Genomic DNA, 19,958 nt, shown 5'->3' on the forward strand with positions numbered 1-19,958 from the left:
GGCTGACTCTGGAACTGTCCCTGCTGCGGCTGACTCTGGAACTGTCCCTGCTGCGGCTGTCCCTGTACTGGTGTTTCCTGCTGCGGCTGTTCCTGTACCGGTGCTTCCTGTTCTGCCGGCTGTTCCTGTACCGGTGTTTCCTGCTCTGCCGGCTGTTCCTGTACCGGTGTTTCCTGCTCTGCCGGCTGTTCCTGTACCGGTGCTGCCTGCTCTGCCGGCTGTTCCTGTACCGGTGCTGCCTGCTCTGCCGGCTGTTCCATCTCCCCTTTTAATTTCTGGCCACAATTCGGGCAAAAATCTGCATCATCACCCACTTGTGTGCCACAATTACCACAAAATGCCATTTTCATTTTCCTCCTTCGTTTTACCATGATATGTTACTTGCTTTTATACATTAACAAGTTAAACTATTTCAATTCTACACAATATTTTGTGGTTGGTCAATCAATTTTACCGAGAATTTACACTTTAAATCTTATAATTTTCTTGCACAGGCAAGTGCTAATGCTCCCGGTCCGATATGGCAGGATACATTCAAAGAAAGCGGATCCATCATAATGTCTGTAATCCCAAATTCCGCTTCCACTTCTTTGCGGAATTCCATTGCTGCACTTATATCTCCCGTATATGCAATACAAAGCTGCATCTCGTCCTGACACTCCTTAAAGCGGGATGCATAATCATCTTTTACTGCTTTTATCATAATGCTTTTTGCCTGCTTTACCGTTCTTGCTTTTGCAAAAGCATCCAGCTTTTCACCCTGAATCTGTAATACCGGTTTTAATTTCAACAATGTTCCCAGTGCTGCTGCTGCCGGTGTAATTCTTCCACCTTTTTTCAGATAGTAAAGGGTATCTACCATGATATAAATGCTGGACTGGAATTTTGCATCCTCTAAAATATCTTTAATCTCTTTTCCGCTCTTGCCACTCTCTGCCAGCCTGATTGCATCAAATACGGACTGCTTCTGTGTTACGGAAATTCTCTGATTGTTTACTACAAAAACCCTGCCCTCATACTCTTCATCTGAAGATAATGCTGTTGCTGTCTCACAGGAACTGCTCAATCCACTGGATAAAGGAATGTATACTATTTCATCATATTCTTTTAAAAGCTCATCCCAACGGTCTGTAAGGTCTCCTACTGCCGGCATGGATGTTGAAATCTCTGCTCCATCTGTCAGATGCTCATAAAATGTATCCTGTGTCAGATTGATATCCTCAAACAGTGTTTCACCATTTATAAAAAAAGGCATTGGTAATACGCTAATCCCTAACTGCTGCGCTTCTACCTGACGAATTCCACTGGAACTGTCTGTAAGAATAACTACCTTTCCCATTTTTCTTCCTCCTTGCTGTTCAGACTTCATGTTACACAATGAAATAATTGTAACATATTTTGCAAATCAAAACAACTGCCCCCAAAAAACTAACATCAGGAAAAAAACTGCATAGCAAAACTCCTGACTGCATTATCTGCAGTCAGGAGCTCTCTACACTTACTTTTCAGTAATATATTTTATTTTCTTATTACATCATTCCCATACCTGGGTTTCCTGCCGGCATTGCAGGAGCATCTTCTTTGATATTTGCTACAACAGATTCCGTTGTAAGTAATGTAGATGCTACAGATGTTGCATTCTGCAAAGCACTTCTTGTAACCTTAACCGGGTCAAGGATACCAGCTTCTACCATATCTACATATTCTTCTGTTGCTGCATTAAATCCGATACCAGGAGCGGACTCTTTTACTTTATTAATAATAACTGCACCTTCGAGACCTGCATTTGCGGAAATGTAATACAATGGAGCCTCCAATGCCTTTAAGATAACCTTTGCACCGGTCTTCTCATCACCTTCCAATGTCTCAGCAAGCTTTGCAACCTCTTTGGATGCATGGATGTATGCAGAACCGCCACCTGCGATGATTCCTTCTTCGACTGCTGCTCTTGTTGCATTCAAAGCATCTTCCATACGAAGTTTTGCTTCTTTCATTTCTGTCTCTGTTGCAGCACCAACACGGATAACTGCTACGCCACCTGCCAGTTTTGCAAGTCTTTCCTGTAATTTTTCTTTATCAAATTCAGATGTTGTCTCTTCAAGCTGTGCACGAATCTGGCCGATTCTTGCCTGAATTTCTTCTTTATTTCCTTCACCATCAACGATAACGGTGTTCTCTTTCTTAACCTTAACAGATTTTGCACGGCCAAGCTGTGCCATAGTAACATCTTTTAATTCCAGGCCAACTTCTTCTGAAATCACCTGACCACCGGTAAGGATAGCGATATCTTTTAACATTTCTTTTCTTCTGTCGCCATATCCTGGAGCTTTTACCGCTACTACGTTAAATGTTCCACGCAGTTTATTTACAATCAATGTAGTTAAAGCTTCACCCTCGATATCTTCGGCAATGATAAGAAGTTTGGAACCGGACTGAACAATCTGCTCTAACAGTGAAAGGATTTCCTGAATGTTGCTGATTTTCTTATCGGTAATTAAGATGTACGGTTCATCTAAAACTGCTTCCATCTTATCCATATCTGTGCACATATATGCGGAAATGTATCCACGGTCAAACTGCATACCTTCTACCAGGTCAAGCTCTGTCTGCATGGTCTTGCTCTCTTCAATGGTAATAACACCATCATTGGAAACTTTTTCCATTGCGTCTGCTACCATGTTGCCAACGCTTTCATCACCTGCGGAAATAGATGCAACTTTTGCAATCTGGTCTTTTCCGGTTACTTTAGAAGACATTGCTGCGATTGTTTCAACTGCTTTTTCAGTTGCTTTCTTCATACCACGTCTTAAAACGATTGGGTTTGCACCAGCCTCTAAGTTCTTCATTCCTTCCTGAATCATTGCTTGTGCAAGAACAGTTGCTGTTGTAGTACCATCACCGGCGACGTCATTGGTCTTGGTTGCTACTTCTTTTACAAGCTGTGCGCCCATATTTTCGAATGCATCTTCCAATTCGATTTCTTTTGCAATGGTAACACCATCGTTTGTGATTAATGGAGCTCCATATGATTTATCCAGTACAACGTTTCTTCCTTTTGGTCCGATTGTTACTCTGACTGTATTTGCCAGTTTATCAACTCCAGCCTCTAATGCTGTTCTGGCTTCTGTTCCATATTTGATTTCCTTTGCCATAATTTCTTACCTCTTTCTTCTATTTTCCTATTTTATTATTTGTTTTATTTACCAATTATCAATTCGATTATTCTACTACTGCAAGAATATCATTCTGCTTTACGATGATATATTCTTCGCCATCCAGTTTTACTTCTGTTCCGGCATATTTAGAATAAATAACCTTCTGTCCTTCTTTTACCTGCATGGTAACTTCTTTGCCATCTACCACTCCGCCAGGACCAACTGCGATTACTTCTGCTTCCTGTGGTTTCTCCTGTGCAGCACTTGCTAAGATAATTCCGGATTTGGTTTTTTCCTCTGCTTTTAACTGTTTTAATACAACTCTGTCTGATAATGGTACTAATTTCATGATTCATTGCCTCCTTGATTCGGTCTCTTTGTTTTCTTTCTTTTTTATTAGCACTCATTCAAGCCGAGTGCTAACCGATAGTCATATAATAGTTTCTGCGTCTCTTTTTCGCAAGCCTGACCATTTTTTATTTTTCTCTTGTTTCCTTATATTTACTCTTAATATCTCGTTTTTTCTCTCGTTTTCTCACTTTCTGCAATTTGTAACGATTTAATACTTTTTTTAGATTTGTTTATGAAATCAGTCCAAAATGCTCCAATCCCTTATAAATGCCGTCTTCGTGCAATGGTGCTGTGATATAATCCGCTGCTTCTTTTGCTGCTTTGGTACCATTTCCCATGGCAATTCCATGCTGCACATGCTTTAACATTTCCACATCATTGATACTGTCTCCAAATGCATAGGTATCTTCTTTCTCAATACCAAGAAGCTCACAGGTTTTTTCGATGCCGGACGCTTTGGAAAATCCTTTTGGAACAAACTCTGCGCATGCCGCATCATGCACCAGCGGTGTGAAATTCTCTTCCAGATGGGAAAGTACCTTAAGATAAGCATCATCCGGTGTGGAGCAGGAAAACTTACTGATTTCCATAATTGCTTCATTTCCCGTTACCGGCAGCAAATCCTCTCCCAATGTCTCTTTTAGTCTCAAGCCATAAGGGTCTTCTTCAAATTCTTCCAGATCCATATACAAATTCTGGCTTCCCTCATATACCGTAGGAATTCCATACTCTTTTAATATATGTATGGTATCCTCTATCAATTCCTGTTCTAATTTTTTATAAAAAAGTGTTTTTCCATCCATCTCTATCCAGGTACCGCAGCCTGCCACAATTCCGTCGAATCCCAGTGCCAGCAGTCTTTCATCCTGAATAAATGCTCTGGTTCTTCCGCTGCAGAGAAATGCCAGATGTCCATTTTCCCGCAGCTTCCGGATTGCTTCCTTTGTGCTCTCCGGTATCAAAAAATGTTCGTCCCACAATGTTCCGTCAATATCAAAAAATACTGCTTTCCTGCTCATTCTCTTTATGTCCTTTCGCTGTTTCTTCTTCTCGTTCTTTTTGTCACAAGGATTATTTTATGCCCCGGATACAAGATATGTCAACTACGGGAAACACTCTTTGTGATTTTCTCTCGCTGCTAACGTAAATTCAAAAAAGCCGCCTGCCACAGCTCACCTTCCGGCGTCACCATAGTCAGACGACTTTCTTCTATCATTATATTGTAATTTTCATTACTGTACGGAAAGATAAGAATATCCCATCAGACTTTCGTCTACTTCACGGGCTGCTTCTCTTCCTTCACGGATTGCCCATACAACCAGGGACTGTCCACGATGCATATCTCCTGCTGTAAAGACATTTTCCACGTTGGTCTTGTAATGACCGGCTTCTGTTGCCACATTGGTTCTGGCATTTAAGTCTACGCCGAATGCTTTGGCAATGTAATCTTCTGTTCCAAGGAAGCCTGCTGCAATCAGAACCAGATCACAATCTAACTTGCTTTCAGAGCCTGGTACTTCCACCATCTGCATCCGTCCGGTCTTTTCATCCTTTTTGCCCTCTAATTTTACGGTTTTTAATCCGCAGAGCTTACCGTTCTTGTCTTTTAAGAACTCTTTTACGGTTGTCTGGTAAATACGAGGGTCGGAGCCGAACATGGCAATTGCTTCTTCCTGACCGTAGTCTGTCTTGCAGACTCTCGGCCACTCCGGCCATGGATTGTTCTCAGCACGTTCATCCGGTGCCTTTGGCATCATTTCAAGCTGGATGACACTGGCTGCGCCGTGACGGATAGAAGTTCCGACACAGTCATTTCCGGTATCTCCACCACCGATGATAACTACTTTCTTTCCCTTGGCAGAAATATATTTGTTATCTTTAAGCTCGGAATCTAAAAGGCTCTTGGTAGTTGCCTTTAAGAAATCTACTGCAAAGTAAATGCCTTCTGCATCTCTGCCCGGAGCTTTGATGTCTCTTGGATTCTTTGCTCCACAGGCTAAGATGACACGGTCATATTCTTTTAAGAATTTTGCCGGCTTGATGTCTTTTCCAACATTGGCATTGGTAATAAACTCGACACCCTCTTCTTTCATTATATTAATCTTACGGTCAATAACCCATTTTTCCAGCTTCATATTCGGGATTCCATACATCAAAAGTCCACCGACACGGTCATCTCTTTCAAATACGGTAACGGAATGTCCTCTTTTATTCAACTGGTCTGCTGCTGCAAGTCCGGCAGGACCGGAACCGATGATTGCAACCTTCTTGCCGGTACGTACTCTAGGAGGTTTTGCTACAGCATATCCTTTTTCATAGGCATTTTCAATGATTCCATGCTCATTTGCCTTACAGGTTACCGGGTCTTCCCAGTGTCCACAGGTGCAGGCAGCTTCACAAAGTGCCGGACATACTCTTGAAGTAAATTCCGGGAAGTTGTTGGTCTTGGTCAGACGGTTATATGCCTGCTCCCAGTTGTTGGTATACAAAAGGTCATTCCACTCCGGTACCAGATTATGCAGCGGACATCCGCTGGTCATTCCCATAATATTCATACCAGCCTGGCAGAACGGCACGCCGCAGTTCATACAACGTGCTGCCTGTACTCTTTGTTTCTCTTTTGAGAGAGGGGTATGGAACTCGTTAAAGTTCTTGATACGCTCCTTTGGTGCAACCGCTGCTGCATTCTCTCTGTCATATTCCATAAATCCTGTTGGTTTTCCCATTTTGCGTCCCCTCCTTAATTTCTTGTATTCGCATAAAATGCTTCAATCTGTGCCTGTTCGGAAGACAATCCTTTTTCTTCCATCTGAACAATTGCCATTAACATACGGTTATAATCGTATGGAATTACTTTCTTGAACTTCGGCAGATACTCACTGAAGTTATCTAAGATTTCTTTTCCCTTTTCAGAATTGGTCAAAGCTACGTGTTCTTTAATCATATCTTTTAATTCCATAACATCATATTTGTTTCCGACTTCTTCTGAGAATACCATTTCCTTATTGATTCTGGTATAAAGGTCGTTGTCCTCATCTAATACATAAGCGATACCACCACTCATTCCGGCTGCAAAGTTTTTACCAGTCTTACCAAGGATAACCACACGGCCACCGGTCATGTATTCACATCCATGGTCACCGACACCTTCTACTACTGCAGAAGCTCCGGAATTTCGTACACAGAAACGTTCTCCTGCTACACCACTGATAAATGCCTTACCACTGGTTGCACCGTAAAGTGCTACGTTACCGATGATGATATTCTCATCCTTCTTATATTTCACACCTGCCGGAGCGTAGACAACCAGTTTCCCACCGGAAAGTCCTTTTCCGAAGTAATCGTTGGAATCTCCTACCAGCTCTAAGGTAAGTCCCTTTGGAATGAATGCGCCAAAGCTCTGTCCGCCGGCACCGGTACATTTTACGATAAAGGTATCTTCCTCTAAAGTATCATCATATTTCTTTGTAATCTCGGAACCAAAGATGGTACCAAAGGAACGGTCTGTATTGCTTACTTCTACATCAATGCTTCTCTTCTGTTTCTTATCCAGTGCAGAAGAAAGCTGTTTTAACAGTACAGTTTCGTCCTTGGTCTTCTCCAGTTCGAAATCGTATACATGTTTTGGATCAAATGTAACTTTCTCCTTTGGTCCTGCAAACGGGTTATTCAAAATCTTGGAAAGGTCGATTTCTTTTTCCCGGTCTGTCAAATCCTCTCTTACCCGGAGAAGGTCACTTCTTCCTACCATTTCATCAATGGTACGGCAGCCTAACTTCGCCATGATTTCTCTTAATTCTTCTGCAATAAACCGCATGAAGTTTTCTACATATTCCGGTTTTCCCGCGAAACGTTTCCGAAGCTCCGGATTCTGTGTTGCGATTCCGGCAGGGCAGGTATCCAGATTACATACACGCATCATCACGCATCCCATGGTTACCAGCGGTGCAGTTGCAAATCCGTACTCTTCTGCTCCAAGCAATGCAGCAATTGCTACATCACGACCGCTCATCAGCTTACCATCTGTCTCGATTCTTACCTTATTACGAAGTCCATTCATAATCAGAGTCTGGTGTGTCTCGGCAAGACCAAGCTCCCAAGGAAGTCCTGCGTTATGGATAGAACTGCTTGGTGCTGCACCGGTACCACCGTCATATCCGGAAATCAATACTACCTGCGCTCCTGCTTTGGCAACACCGGCTGCGACTGTACCCACACCTGCTTCTGATACCAGTTTTACGGAAATTCTTGCATCACGGTTGGCATTCTTCAAATCATAAATCAACTGCTCCAAATCCTCGATGGAGTAGATATCATGATGAGGTGGCGGCGAAATCAAGGATACACCCGGTGTGGAAAGTCTTGTCTTTGCAATCCATGGATATACTTTCTTGCCCGGAAGGTGTCCACCTTCACCAGGTTTTGCACCCTGTGCCATCTTAATCTGAATCTCTTCTGCACTGACTAAGTAACGGCTGGTTACACCAAACCGGCCGGACGCTACCTGCTTGATTGCAGAACATCTGTCTAAGCTTGTATGTTTACTTGCGATACGGTCCGGATCTTCTCCACCCTCACCGGTATTGGATTTACCATGTAAATGGTTCATGGCAATTGCCAGTGTTTCATGGGCTTCCTTGGAAATAGAACCATAGGACATCGCACCTGTTTTAAATCTTGTTACAATAGAATCTACGCTTTCTACTTCTTCAATCGGAACACCTTTTTTCGGGAAATTGAAATCCATCAGTCCACGAATATTTGCATCACGCTCTTCGCTGTTCACAAGATCTGTGTACTGTTTGAAAAGGTTGTAATCTCCACGTTTGGTTGATTCCTGCAGAAGATGGATGGTTGCCGGATTGTAAAGATGGCTGTCTGCGCCACTTCTCATCTTGTGACGTCCCTTGCTGTCTAAAGTAAGGTCTGTCTCTAATCCCAATGGATCATAGGCTGCAGAATGCAGAGTATCTACATCTTTTGCAATGTCTTCCAGTGTAATTCCACCGATACGGCTTACGGTATTTGTGAAATATTTATCAATTACTGCGGAGTCAATACCAATTGCCTCAAAAATCTTAGAACCCTGATAAGACTGAATGGTTGAAATACCCATTTTGGAAGCAATTTTTACGATACCACTGATAATTGCCTGATTGTAATCATGGATTGCTGCATAGTAATCCTTGTCTAACATATGCTCGTCTACTAACTGCTTTACGGTATCCTGTGCCAGATATGGGTTGATTGCACAGGCACCATAACCAAGCAATGTTGCAAAATGATGTACTTCTCTTGGTTCACCGGATTCCAGAATCATGGCAACTGCAGTTCTCTTCTTGGTCTTTACCAGATGCTGCTGCAAACCGGATACTGCCAGAAGGGATGGGATTGCCACATGGTTCTCATCAATGCCACGGTCGGAAAGAATCAGGATATTTGCACCGTCACGGTATGCACGGTCTGCTTCTACAAACAGATGATCCAATGCTTTTTCCAGGCTTGTATTCTTATAATATGTAGTAGGAAGAACCACAACCTTGAATCCTTCTACTTTCATATTTTTAATTTTCATCAAATCTGTGTTGGTAAGAATCGGGTTATCTACCTTTAATACCTGACAGTTAATCGCCTTTTCTTCCAGCAGGTTACCATCTTCTCCGATATATACGGTAGTGGATGTAACCACTTTCTCACGAATGGAATCAATTGGCGGGTTTGTTACCTGTGCAAATAACTGTTTGAAATAATTAAACAGTGGCTGATGGTCTCCTGCCAGTGCTGCCAGCGGAGTATCAATACCCATTGCAGAAGTTCCTTCTCCTCCGTTTAATGCCATCGGAAGGATTGCTTCACGTAGTGATTCGTAAGTATAACCGAATGCTTTCTGCATTCTCTGACGCTCTTCTTTGGTATATTCCGGAACACGCTGATTTGGAATCTTTAAATCCTCCAGTTTAATCAGGTTACGGTCAAGCCATTCACCATAAGGCTGTTTGCTTGCGTAATACTCTTTTAATTCATCATCATTGATGACTCTTCCCTGGATGGTATCTACTAAGAGCATTTTACCCGGACGAAGTCTTTCTTTTACAACAATCTTGGTCGGATCAATATCAAGCACTCCAACCTCGGAAGAAAGAATCAGCTGGTCATCATCGGTAATATAATATCTGGAAGGTCTTAATCCATTACGGTCAAGAACGGCTCCCATGACATCTCCATCTGAGAAAAGAATGGAGGCTGGTCCATCCCACGGCTCCATCATGGTTGCATAGTACTGATAGAAGTCTTTCTTCTTCTGGGACATGGTATTGTTATTTGCCCATGGCTCCGGAATCATAATCATAACTGCCAGTGGTAAATCCATTCCACTCATTACTAAGAACTCTAAGGTATTATCTAACATTGCTGAGTCAGAACCTTCGGAATTAATAACCGGAAGGACTTTCTGCAGTTCCCCTTTCAGTTCTTCGGACTCCATGGTCTCTTCACGGGCAAGCATCTTATCTGCATTACCTTTGATGGTATTAATCTCTCCGTTATGTACGATGAAACGGTTCGGATGTGCTCTCTCCCAGCTTGGATTGGTGTTGGTTGAGAATCTGGAGTGTACGGTTGCGATTGCAGATTCATAATCTTTATCCTGAAGGTCTGCAAAGAACTGACGCAGCTGGTCTACTAAAAACATTCCCTTATATACGATGGTTCGGCTGGAAAGGGATACTACATAAGTGTCATCATTGGACTGCTCGAATACCCGTCTTGCCACATACAGCCGGCGGTCAAAATCAAGTCCCCTGGCTACTTCAGCTGGACGTCTTACAAATCCCTGCATGATATATGGCATACAGTCTACTGCTTTCTGTCCCAGTTTATCCGGGTCAGTCGGAACTTTTCTCCATCCTAAGAATTTCATTCCTTCCTTTTCCACGATAACCTCAAACATTTTCTTTGCCTGATTCCGTTTCAGCTCATCCTGTGGGAAGAAAAACATTCCGACACCGTAATCTCTTTCTCCACCAAGTTCAATTCCTGATTCCTTTGCTACTTTGGAGAAAAATTTGTGTGATACCTGAAGCAGAATACCAACACCGTCACCGGTTTTTCCTTCTGCATCCTTACCAGCTCTGTGCTTTAAGTTCTCTACGATTTTTAAAGCATTTTCTACCGTCGCATGGGATTTGATACCTTTGATGTTTACCACAGCTCCGATACCGCAGTTATCATGTTCAAAATTCGGATTATACATACCCTGTGCTACTGCTGTACTTTCATTCCACTGTTCTGTCATAATCGTTCCCTTTCTGCTTTCTCTTTATTTTCTGTCTTACTTTGTTACCTGCACTCTGCTGCTTTAAAGTGCTTTTATTTTCTGAACTAAGTTTACACCCGGCATAATATACTTTGCAATAGTTTTTTTCTTGCTATTGTCTGATTATTAGACAATTCATTTTATATTCTTTTATTGTATTTACATTTATCATTTTTTTGCATATAAAAAAGGCTTATCAAAACAATTCAACGTGTTTTTTGTTGAAAATATTTTTTCATAAGCCTTTTAAATTTGCCTGTTATTTTAAATTGTGTCTGAATTGTTTCTATGTTATTCTGGAATTTCTTAGGAAGGTTTTGAGTGTATCTGCCTTTTCATCGAATACGGATATTACATAAGGACTGTAAGGGGCACTGGGAATTTCGATATACTTTTTTACCTATCCGGCAACCGGTGCAAATTCACATCCATGTTCATATGCACCTCGCCGGCACATCCCTGTGCCAGCGTTGCCAGTATATCAAACGAAATTCCAAGTGCCCCTAACAGCCCTTATTATATATCTGTATTTCGATGAAAAGGCAAATAAGCATCAATATCCATAAGATTTACCATGTTTTTAATACCATCTGCAGTAGCTGCATTCCCCTTAAAGGCATCAGAATCATCACTACAGCCATCATACACCCAGGATAAAGCCATATGAGTAATTACATAAGCATAAGGACGAACATTCTCCTGCATCATGTTATACATACCCTTATCACTTTCATATCCCGGTCCACCATATCCATAGTAGGCTACTGCTGAAAGCAATGCATCATTGGATACCGAAGCGGTATATTGTCCATTGCTCGGATTTGCTTTACTTGGTTCCAGACAATAAACTACAGTTCCATCCGAAAGACTATACTGGTGTGTCTGATAGCCATTGTAATTAATCGTCTTTCCTACGGTTAAATCTACATTAAAATCATAGTTTCCAGAGGCATAAGTTTTAACTACCAATCCCTCATCGGCACTGTTAAGAGCAATCTGCTCCGCTTCATGCTCTTTGTTTTCTTCTTCCGCCTTGCGTACCAGTTCATCAAAGTTATCTGAAAGAATCGATTCTTCCTGCTCCGGTAAACTTTCCGCAAAAGCAGTCAGCGGACTGGCTGCCATACAGACACATAATGCTACAGCTATGGACGCTTTTAACTTCTGTTTTACGCTAAATTTCTTCATACTTTCCGTTTTCCTCCTTCCATTTGCTAAAAGAAAGCATATCCTTGTGAAAATACTTTTCACAAGATGTTACGGTATTCGTCAAAGTCCTGTACAAGTACAGACTTTTCCTCATTACACGCACAAAAAAAGAACCGATATCATTATCAGTTCCCAGTTACCTTTATATTTTGTTTTCTATCCTCCCTTCCGCTAAGCTATACGTACCGGATTCCGGTACAAATATCTATAAAAAAAGGACTCAAAGTAAAATCACCTTGAATCCTTCTCTTACCATCTTTATATAGAATCTATTCCATTAATTAATGGATATGCCGGAACCTACCGGTCCGATTTCTCCACATCCACTGCACTGTGCATAAGGTGCCACATCCTGCACCCATACCTGCTTGGTTTCTGCGTCATGGTGCTTTGTTCCGGTCTGCACTCTTTCTCCGGTGCTATAATATCCGCCTTTATCTTCTCCAGCAAGTATATGTGCTTCAATGTGGTCTCCAATTTGTTCCTCTGACCAACTGCTTATATCAGCATTACAAGTGCTGCAGCGTGTAATCTCACGCATTTCATATACTGGCTCGTCCCAGGCTTCTTTAACAACCTGTGTCTCATAATGACCGCTGCCCTCATGCAGCACCCACTTATGTTCATGCGCCGGAGCTGCATTATTGTTAGAAGCATTGGTGTTGCTATTGCTGCTTCCAGTTGTTCCACTGGAATTACTGGTAGTTGTTCCGGCTGATGCAGTGCTACCTGCACTTGCCTTATTGCCGGAATTGCTGTTGCTCTTATTTGATTTGCTTGTATTATTGTCAGATGGCTGTGCTGCAGTATTCTCTGCACTGGAAGTATTGCTCTCCAGTTTTCCAGTGGTCTCCTGCTCTGCAACTGCCTCTGTTTCCGGCTCTTCTGTCTCTGTAGCTGCTTCCAATTCTTCCGTTTCCGGCTCTTCTGTCTCTGCCACCCCTTCGGTAGCTTCTGTATTTATAACAGATTCCTTATCAGCGGTAGTATCTTTTTTCCCGCCGCAGGCTGCCATACTTACTGTTACCATCAACATTGTTACAATCATCGCTAATCTTTTCTTCATAATGATTCCTCCCATCAGCTTTTCTTTTTTTGTCAATTATAATATAACAAACACTACAGCTTAACCATATTGTCGATTGCCTCTTCCACCGCAGCATTTAAACTTTTTCCATGCTCCATAGCATAGATTGCAATAGTTCTATGCAATTCCGGACTAATTCTTACATTAAAAGTCCCCTTATAAGGTTGCTCTGGCTCAATATTTCTCTCCTTACAATCCTCAAGATATTCATCCACTGCATTATGGAAATCCTGCTCTAATTCCTTTACGGATGCCCCTTCATAGGAAATCAGCGATTTAATACCGATTACTTTACCAAATAAACAATTATCTTCTTTCGAAAACTCTACTGTACCATTATAATTTTTGTATGATAGTAAGTCACTCATAATATGCCATCCTTTGATACCATTTCATCAAATGTAAAGTCTTTTAGTTTCTGCAAAAGTTTCTCTAATAATTTGTCCTTTCTGCTCATAAATTACTTCTCTTTTTATATTATACTCCCTGCTCACAGCAGATGCGACTAAAATTAGTTGCACTCACATATCTACCTTTTATACCTTACCATTAAAAACATTCTGTTCTGACATCATCCCAGCAAAACTCTGGATGTATTATTTTCTGATGTTCATCTATTTCACATATTCTTGAATAGATTTTATTCCCATACATTTCTTTTATCTCTAATATCTCTTCCGACATTTCATATTGACCTACCTTAAATTGTGTACCATACAATTTCTGACAACAGGCTACCGCTATATTCAAATTTTGAAAACGCGAAGTTTCACGTACCTCGGCTATAAGTGTATTAATATTCTTTTCTAATGGATATTTGTTTTGCGTATCCGAAAGATATGCTGTTTCGTTATTAAATATCGGGCAATATAAATAACATCCATCCTCTTTCCGAATTAACGAAATATCGAAAAAATTTCGGTCCACATTTAATGTATAAGTATTTAATTCCAATAAAAAAGTTAAATACTTTCCAAAATCATTCAATCTTGTAATACTTTTTACATCATCCACAAATTTTTCTATTCTATTTTGCAAAGGCAATGCTTCCAATCTTTCTTCTACAGACTTTTTATACTTCATCTCATATAAATTTTCTGCAGTAACCAATTGCTGTCCTGATTGCAAAAAATCAATGGATACACAACCATTAAAAGTATCTCCATTATAATTAATAATTTCTAACTGATATGACACATAATCCTTAATATTTGAATATTTCAATATTTTTGATACTGCATATTCCACTGCACCCTCATACCCTAAGTAATCTGCTTTATACCATTTACCACCCATGCCTAACTCTAATCGTTTTCCTTTTAACGAATATCCAGTCCCTGTGGATCCTGCCATATTATTAAACACATGCATAATTTTTACCTTTACTTCTCTTTTTCGCCCTGGAATGCCAGCAGCAATAACACCACAATCAGCACGCTCTCCACCACGGTGCATATGACACTTCCCGTCATGGATGCATCCATGAAATGAAACAGCTTTGTCTCACTTCGAAGTACCGATACCAGATTCGTTACCATATGGGCTGCCATGGCTGCGCCAAGCCCTTCCTGTTCCATGATGACTGCCAGCAAGAGTCCTACCGCTGTGGCATATAGGAACTGCACCAGATTAAAATGCATGGCTCCAAATAATACTGCCGATAATACAATTGCCGTCTTCACTCCCAAAAACGCTTTCAAACGCTGGTAAACGATGCCGCGGTAAAGAAGTTCCTCTAAGAACGGAATTATGATACAGGTTCCAAGTATTTCCAATGCCAGGCTGCTGCCGTAAAATGCAGCACTTACTTCCTGATAGCTCTGCGATGTTTCTTTTAAGCCGGTATATCCGATAAGATTATTTAACACTACACCAAATAAGCCTGCAGCTGCTGCAAATAAAAAGGTTCGTAGCAGATTTGCCATTTTCCCGCCATCCTCTTTCCGATAGAAAGCATAGATAAAGGGAAATGCTATCACCGTTGCAATAATCTGATAAATCATATAATTTTCATTGGTCATTGCATGGATGATATTTAACACAAACATCACAACGTTGGTTACTACAAAATAAATACCAATGGGATAAATCACTTCCCAGATGCGAAGTAGCTTATAATCTTTCAATATATTCTGCCGCCTCCTCAATACTGTCACAGATTGCTTTTGCACCAGCCTCCTGCAACTCTTCTTTCGTTCCGAATCCATAAGTGATGCCGATGCAGTCCATATGTGCTTCTTTGGCTCCTGATACATCAAATCTGGTATCTCCAATCAATACTGCCTCGGTAGTATCATAAATATGCATCCGCTTTATCGTTTCCTGCAACACCTCATATTTGCTGTCTATTCTGCCATCCATTGTGGCTCCCACCACTTCATCAAAATAGGAGAGGATGTGGAAATGCTCCAAAATACGCCGGCAGGATTCTTCCGGCTTGCTGGATGCCAGTCCGATACGATAGCCTTTTCGCTTGAGAGATTTCAAAGCATCCTCAACACCATCAAAAAGGCTGCATTCAAAGATACCGGTTGGATGATAGCGTTCCCGGTACTTGGCTACTGCCGCTACTGCGGTCTCTTCATCCATGCCATAATGTTCCATAAAAGTATTTTTAAGTGGCGGTCCGATAAAGAATTCAAGCTTATCTGCATCCGGTTCGTCAATACCATATGCCTTTAGGGCATACTGGGCACACTTTGTTATTCCTTCCTTAGAATTGGTAATGGTTCCATCCAAATCAAATAAAACAATGTCTTTTCTGCCCTTCAGTTCCTGTTTCATCTGAAGCACCGTCTTTTTTAACACCGGATGCCAGAGATATGGTGCGATTTCACACAACGGTTCTAACACAAACAGGCGGTTTGCCATATCAATATGCGGAATCGTAAGTTCCGGGGTAGATATCACTTCATCATCATAAAATAAAATATCAAGGTCTATCGTTCTTGAGCCCCAGCGCATCTTACGCTCCCGGTTGCCATGAGCTTCTATAGCATGAAGCTTCTCCAATAATTCTTCCGGTGTATACAGGGTTCGAAGTTCCAGACATCCATTAAAAAATGCGCCTTCTGCCACGCCGCCATAAGGTTCTGTCTCGAGGATATCAGATACCTTTCCTACCTTGCAGTCTTCTAAGTTCCGCAGTTCTTCAACGGCATCTTCAATATATTTTCTCCGGTCGCCCATATTGGAACCAAAGGCAAGATATACCTTATGCCAGCCCCGTTCTATTTCCACTGCCACATCTGATAAAGGCAGTCCCACCGGTGCCCATGGTTTATGTATGGAAAATTTTAATTTCTGAATCAATGGAAAATGCAATAACACTGCCCGTGCTGTCTGCTCTGCTGCAGCTTCAATCAGCTTATAGGTATGTGTCGTCAGAAATTCTGTTACAAAATGGCTGACTTCTCCATAATTTACCGATTCTGTCAAATCATCCGAATATCCGGCTTTTCTGGTTGGTAAATAAAGTTCCATATTGATTAGAAACTTCTGTCCAAGCTTTGTCTCCTCCGGAAACACTCCATGATTTGCAAATAGTTCAAGATTTTCTATGATAATCTTATCCATGTAATCCTCCATCCCTGATTGCTTCTGCCATCTTAATTGCCTCTGCATTGGCACGCACATTGTGTACGCGGACAAATCCGCAATGTGCCCATACGGCATAAGCACTGGTTACTGCTGTGGCTGTATCACGTTCCTTTGCCGGAACATCCAGCGTCAGACCGATTACCGACTTCCGGGATGTGCCAAGCAGCACCGGATAGCCCAGTTCATTCAGTTCTCCCACGCATCGGATAGCTTCTAAATTATTCTCATAAGTCTTGCCAAATCCTACACCCGGGTCTGTCATAATACCATCTTCACGAATCCCCGCTTCCTTTGCAAGACGTAATGTTTCCCGTAGATCATTTTTCATATCTTCCATAAAGTTCTTATAATCTGCTTCGTTGCGGTTGTGCATCAGACAGCATGCGGCATCATATTTTGCAATCACGCCAGCCATTTTATCATCTGCTTTCAGTCCCCAGATGTCATTTAAAAGATGTGCTCCTGCCGCAAGGTTAGCCTCTGCCACCTTACTTTTATAGGTATCTACGGAAACCGGCACATCAAAACGGCTTACAATTGCTTCTACCACCGGAACAGTACGTTCAATTTCTTCTTCATCAGAAATCTTTGTATAACCCGGTCTTGTGGATTCTCCACCCACATCGATGATATCTGCCCCCTGTGCCATCATTTCTTCTACATGCTTTAATGCAAGGTCTAACTGGTTATAACTTCCCCCATCCGAAAAAGAATCCGGTGTTACATTTAAGATTCCCATTACATAAGTATGATTTGCTGTGTCAAATGTCCGATTTCCTATTCTCATTTTTCTTCTCCTTTTATGCTGTCTGTAGAACCTGCTACCAACAGCTTCTTGCGGATGCCTGGCAGCTTAAAACCAGGTCTCCGGTTTATTTTTCTCTTTTTCACTCCACTTGCAACTGTCTGCTGCTTCACAGGCAAAGCACATACGGGATGCCTTATCCGCCCATTTCATAAGCTGTGTAAATGCTGTCTGCCATAATTTCTCCCCGTGCAGCTCACTGCAGGCCTCCCTGCGGTGAGCCAGAATTGCCTGGCAGATGATAGCTCCTTTTTCCTTCGGATAGCCTATAGTCGCAAAAATCTCTCCTGCAAATTCGGCAGATGCCGCTGCATGAGAGATTCCCTGTTCATATTCTTTCATACGACCGATATCATGAAGCAGGGCATAAAGATATATCATCTCTTCATCCAAACCAAGCTGCTCCTTTAAATTGCGAATCTGTGCCAGCCGTGCCACATCCATAAAATGTTCCATATTATGTCTGCAATAGATTCTGTCCGCTTCCAGACGGGCAATTTTCTTTACGTTTTCCCGGTATTGCTCCTGATGCAAAAGTCTTACTACATATTCCATTTCATCACCATATCTAACGCACCATCTGGAAAAATTTATTTACCAGACGCTCATCCTCATTAAAGATTCCACGGGTCACATAAGTAACCGTCCTGCTGCCCGGCTTCTTAATACCACGCATCGTCATACACATATGCTCTGCTTCCATCATAACCATGACACCCTTCGGCTTTAACTGCTCCATCAGTGCATCTGCCACCTGTGCCGTAAGCTGCTCCTGAATCTGAAGCCGTCTTGCATAGATTTCCACGGTTCTTGCCAGCTTGCTGATGCCGACTACTTCTCCATTTGGAATATAAGCAACGTGGGCTTTTCCATAAAATGGAAGCATATGATGCTCACAGGTAGAATAAAAAGTAATATCCTTTTCTACTACCATCTCATTGTTGCTGGCATGAAATCTTTTCTTTAAAGGCTCTGCGGCATCCATGTCCATTCCGCCAAAGATTTCTTCATACATCCGTGCAATACGATCCGGAGTCTCAAGTAAGCCCTCCCGGTTCACATCTTCGCCAATGCCTTCTAATATCAGCCGTACTCCTGCTTCCACTTTCTCTTTATCTATCATTCTTCTGTCCTTCCCGATACTGTATGACAGCCTGCTTTGCCTCTGCAAGATATGACAAGGAGCCAAATATCAGCACCACATCTTCTCTCGAGCTCTCAGCAATTGCATGTCTTACCGCATCTTCAATCAAAGGTTCTGTTATTACTGTTTGATAGCCTGCTGCCTTCGCTTCCTCCGCCAGCTTCTCTGCCGGAAGTGCCCTGCCATTATGCGGCGTTACCGCATATACAGTTTCCGAATAAGGACGCATTATCTTTAAAATCTTCTCATGTGCCTTATCAGCAAGCACCCCTATTATATAGGTTATCTTACGATTTGTAAAACAGTTTTCCAGCGTTTTTGCAAGTTGCAGTGCTGCGCCCTCATTATGGGCACCATCCAGAATGCATAATGGTTCCTCTAAAACACGTTCAAAACGCCCATTCCAGCAGACCTTCTGAAAGCCATTTTGTATCACCAATAAGGTAAGCTGCGGAAATGTTTTCTCTTTCAATACTTCTATTACTTTAAGCGCACAGGCTGCATTGGCTGCCTGATAGGCTCCGGTCAGCGGAAGCTTTATCTTCCACTGTGAATTATCTTCTCTTACATAATCAAACTGCATTCCATTCATATCATACAAAAGATTTCTTATGGCATCCTTCCTCGGCTGGTACAGCTGTGCTTTAAGCCGCTCTGCCTCCTTGACAAGAACCTCTGTCACAGCATCTTCCTGCCAGGCAGATACCACCGGGCAGTTCTCTTTTATGATTCCAGCCTTTGCAGATGCAATCTCTGATAACGTATTTCCCAGGAACTGCATATGATCCATGCTGATAGAAGTAATGACACTGCAAATGGGATGGGTAATCAGATTGGTTGCATCCTCTCTTCCCCCCATGCCGGTTTCCAATAACACCACATCACAGGCTTCTTCTTTAAAATATAAAAACGCTGCTGCAGTCTCTACCTCAAAGGACGTCGGATGCGGAAGTCCTTTTTCTGTCAGTGTAAGACAGGCTGTCTTTACTTTTTCCATCAAGGCAGCGTATGCTTCTTCGGAAACTGCTTTTCCGTTTATCTGCCAGATTTCCCGATAGGAAAAGACTGCCGGCGAGCTGTATCTTCCCACTTTTAATCCTGCTTCTGAAAGCACCGCCTGAAGCATTGCACCAACAGAACCTTTTCCGTTAGTTCCTGCAATGTGAATAATAGATAAGTCTTCCTGCACATCGCCCAATTCTTTCATCAGTGCCCGGATACTGTCCAGTCCTAATATACTGCCATATTTTTTTGTTTCTTCTACAAATGCAAGTGCCTGCTGATATGTCAAT

17 protein-coding genes are annotated in these 19,958 nt (G+C 42.0%); all 17 read right to left on the reverse strand.

Features of this window, described 5'->3' with window-relative positions; translation table 11 throughout:
* Window positions 1-344 (reverse strand): zinc-ribbon domain-containing protein (locus tag DWV68_RS11405; RefSeq protein ID WP_197420856.1); only part of this gene is annotated, 344 nt, incomplete at its 3' end.
* Window positions 345-475: 131 nt separating this feature from the next.
* On the reverse strand, window positions 476-1,339 hold the full coding sequence (locus DWV68_RS11410; protein WP_118056847.1) for a DegV family protein: 864 nt from the start codon (window positions 1,337-1,339) through the stop codon (window positions 476-478).
* Between the two features lie 190 nt (window positions 1,340-1,529).
* Window positions 1,530-3,152 (reverse strand): chaperonin GroEL, encoded by a 1,623-nt coding sequence (gene groL, locus DWV68_RS11415; protein ID WP_117840855.1) that lies wholly within the window; start codon window positions 3,150-3,152, stop codon window positions 1,530-1,532.
* A gap of 67 nt (window positions 3,153-3,219) precedes the next feature.
* Complete coding sequence (groES, locus tag DWV68_RS11420) at window positions 3,220-3,504, reverse strand: co-chaperone GroES (RefSeq protein WP_022242508.1); 285 nt, start codon at window positions 3,502-3,504, stop codon at window positions 3,220-3,222.
* A 232-nt stretch (window positions 3,505-3,736) separates the two neighbouring features.
* A complete protein-coding gene (locus DWV68_RS11425) occupies window positions 3,737-4,525 on the reverse strand; it encodes a Cof-type HAD-IIB family hydrolase (protein ID WP_118056848.1) in 789 nt (262 codons plus the stop codon).
* A gap of 213 nt (window positions 4,526-4,738) precedes the next feature.
* Window positions 4,739-6,232 (reverse strand): glutamate synthase subunit beta, encoded by a 1,494-nt coding sequence (locus tag DWV68_RS11430; RefSeq protein WP_118665832.1) that lies wholly within the window; start codon window positions 6,230-6,232, stop codon window positions 4,739-4,741.
* A 14-nt stretch (window positions 6,233-6,246) separates the two neighbouring features.
* Complete coding sequence (gene gltB, locus DWV68_RS11435) at window positions 6,247-10,800, reverse strand: glutamate synthase large subunit (protein WP_118542360.1); 4,554 nt, start codon at window positions 10,798-10,800, stop codon at window positions 6,247-6,249.
* A 537-nt stretch (window positions 10,801-11,337) separates the two neighbouring features.
* Window positions 11,338-12,009: a thioester domain-containing protein gene (locus DWV68_RS11440; protein ID WP_117699341.1), complete on the reverse strand. Its 672-nt coding sequence runs from the start codon at window positions 12,007-12,009 to the stop codon at window positions 11,338-11,340.
* Window positions 12,010-12,307: 298 nt separating this feature from the next.
* Window positions 12,308-13,096 carry a hypothetical protein gene (locus tag DWV68_RS11445; protein WP_118665834.1) on the reverse strand — a complete coding sequence of 263 codons (789 nt, stop codon included), beginning with the start codon at window positions 13,094-13,096 and terminating at the stop codon, window positions 12,308-12,310.
* A gap of 53 nt (window positions 13,097-13,149) precedes the next feature.
* Entirely contained in the window at window positions 13,150-13,485 is a 336-nt protein-coding gene (locus tag DWV68_RS11450; protein WP_022242502.1) for a type II toxin-antitoxin system HicB family antitoxin, read from the reverse strand.
* 181 nt (window positions 13,486-13,666) lie between these two features.
* Entirely contained in the window at window positions 13,667-14,572 is a 906-nt protein-coding gene (locus DWV68_RS11455; RefSeq protein ID WP_147404537.1) for a hypothetical protein, read from the reverse strand.
* Entirely contained in the window at window positions 14,500-15,243 is a 744-nt protein-coding gene (locus DWV68_RS11460) for a CPBP family intramembrane glutamic endopeptidase (RefSeq protein WP_197420857.1), read from the reverse strand. Before DWV68_RS11460 ends, DWV68_RS11455 begins: the two co-directional genes overlap by 73 nt.
* A complete protein-coding gene (folK, locus tag DWV68_RS15005) occupies window positions 15,230-16,693 on the reverse strand; it encodes a 2-amino-4-hydroxy-6-hydroxymethyldihydropteridine diphosphokinase (protein WP_330416145.1) in 1,464 nt (487 codons plus the stop codon). Before folK ends, DWV68_RS11460 begins: the two co-directional genes overlap by 14 nt.
* Complete coding sequence (folP, locus tag DWV68_RS11470) at window positions 16,686-17,504, reverse strand: dihydropteroate synthase (protein ID WP_022242496.1); 819 nt, start codon at window positions 17,502-17,504, stop codon at window positions 16,686-16,688. Before folP ends, folK begins: the two co-directional genes overlap by 8 nt.
* A gap of 66 nt (window positions 17,505-17,570) precedes the next feature.
* Window positions 17,571-18,077 carry an HD domain-containing protein gene (locus tag DWV68_RS11475; protein ID WP_118665840.1) on the reverse strand — a complete coding sequence of 169 codons (507 nt, stop codon included), beginning with the start codon at window positions 18,075-18,077 and terminating at the stop codon, window positions 17,571-17,573.
* 13 nt (window positions 18,078-18,090) lie between these two features.
* Window positions 18,091-18,645 carry a GTP cyclohydrolase I FolE gene (folE, locus tag DWV68_RS11480; RefSeq protein ID WP_022242494.1) on the reverse strand — a complete coding sequence of 185 codons (555 nt, stop codon included), beginning with the start codon at window positions 18,643-18,645 and terminating at the stop codon, window positions 18,091-18,093.
* Window positions 18,635-19,957, reverse strand: a complete 1,323-nt coding sequence (locus DWV68_RS11485) for a bifunctional folylpolyglutamate synthase/dihydrofolate synthase (protein WP_118665842.1) — start codon at window positions 19,955-19,957, stop codon at window positions 18,635-18,637. The genes folE and DWV68_RS11485 overlap by 11 nt, the downstream gene beginning before the upstream one ends.
* Window position 19,958: the final 1 nt, after the last annotated feature.

It is taken from the genome of Roseburia sp. AF12-17LB (genome assembly GCF_003479605.1).
In the GTDB taxonomy this organism is placed as follows: domain Bacteria; phylum Bacillota; class Clostridia; order Lachnospirales; family Lachnospiraceae; genus Roseburia_C; species Roseburia_C amylophila.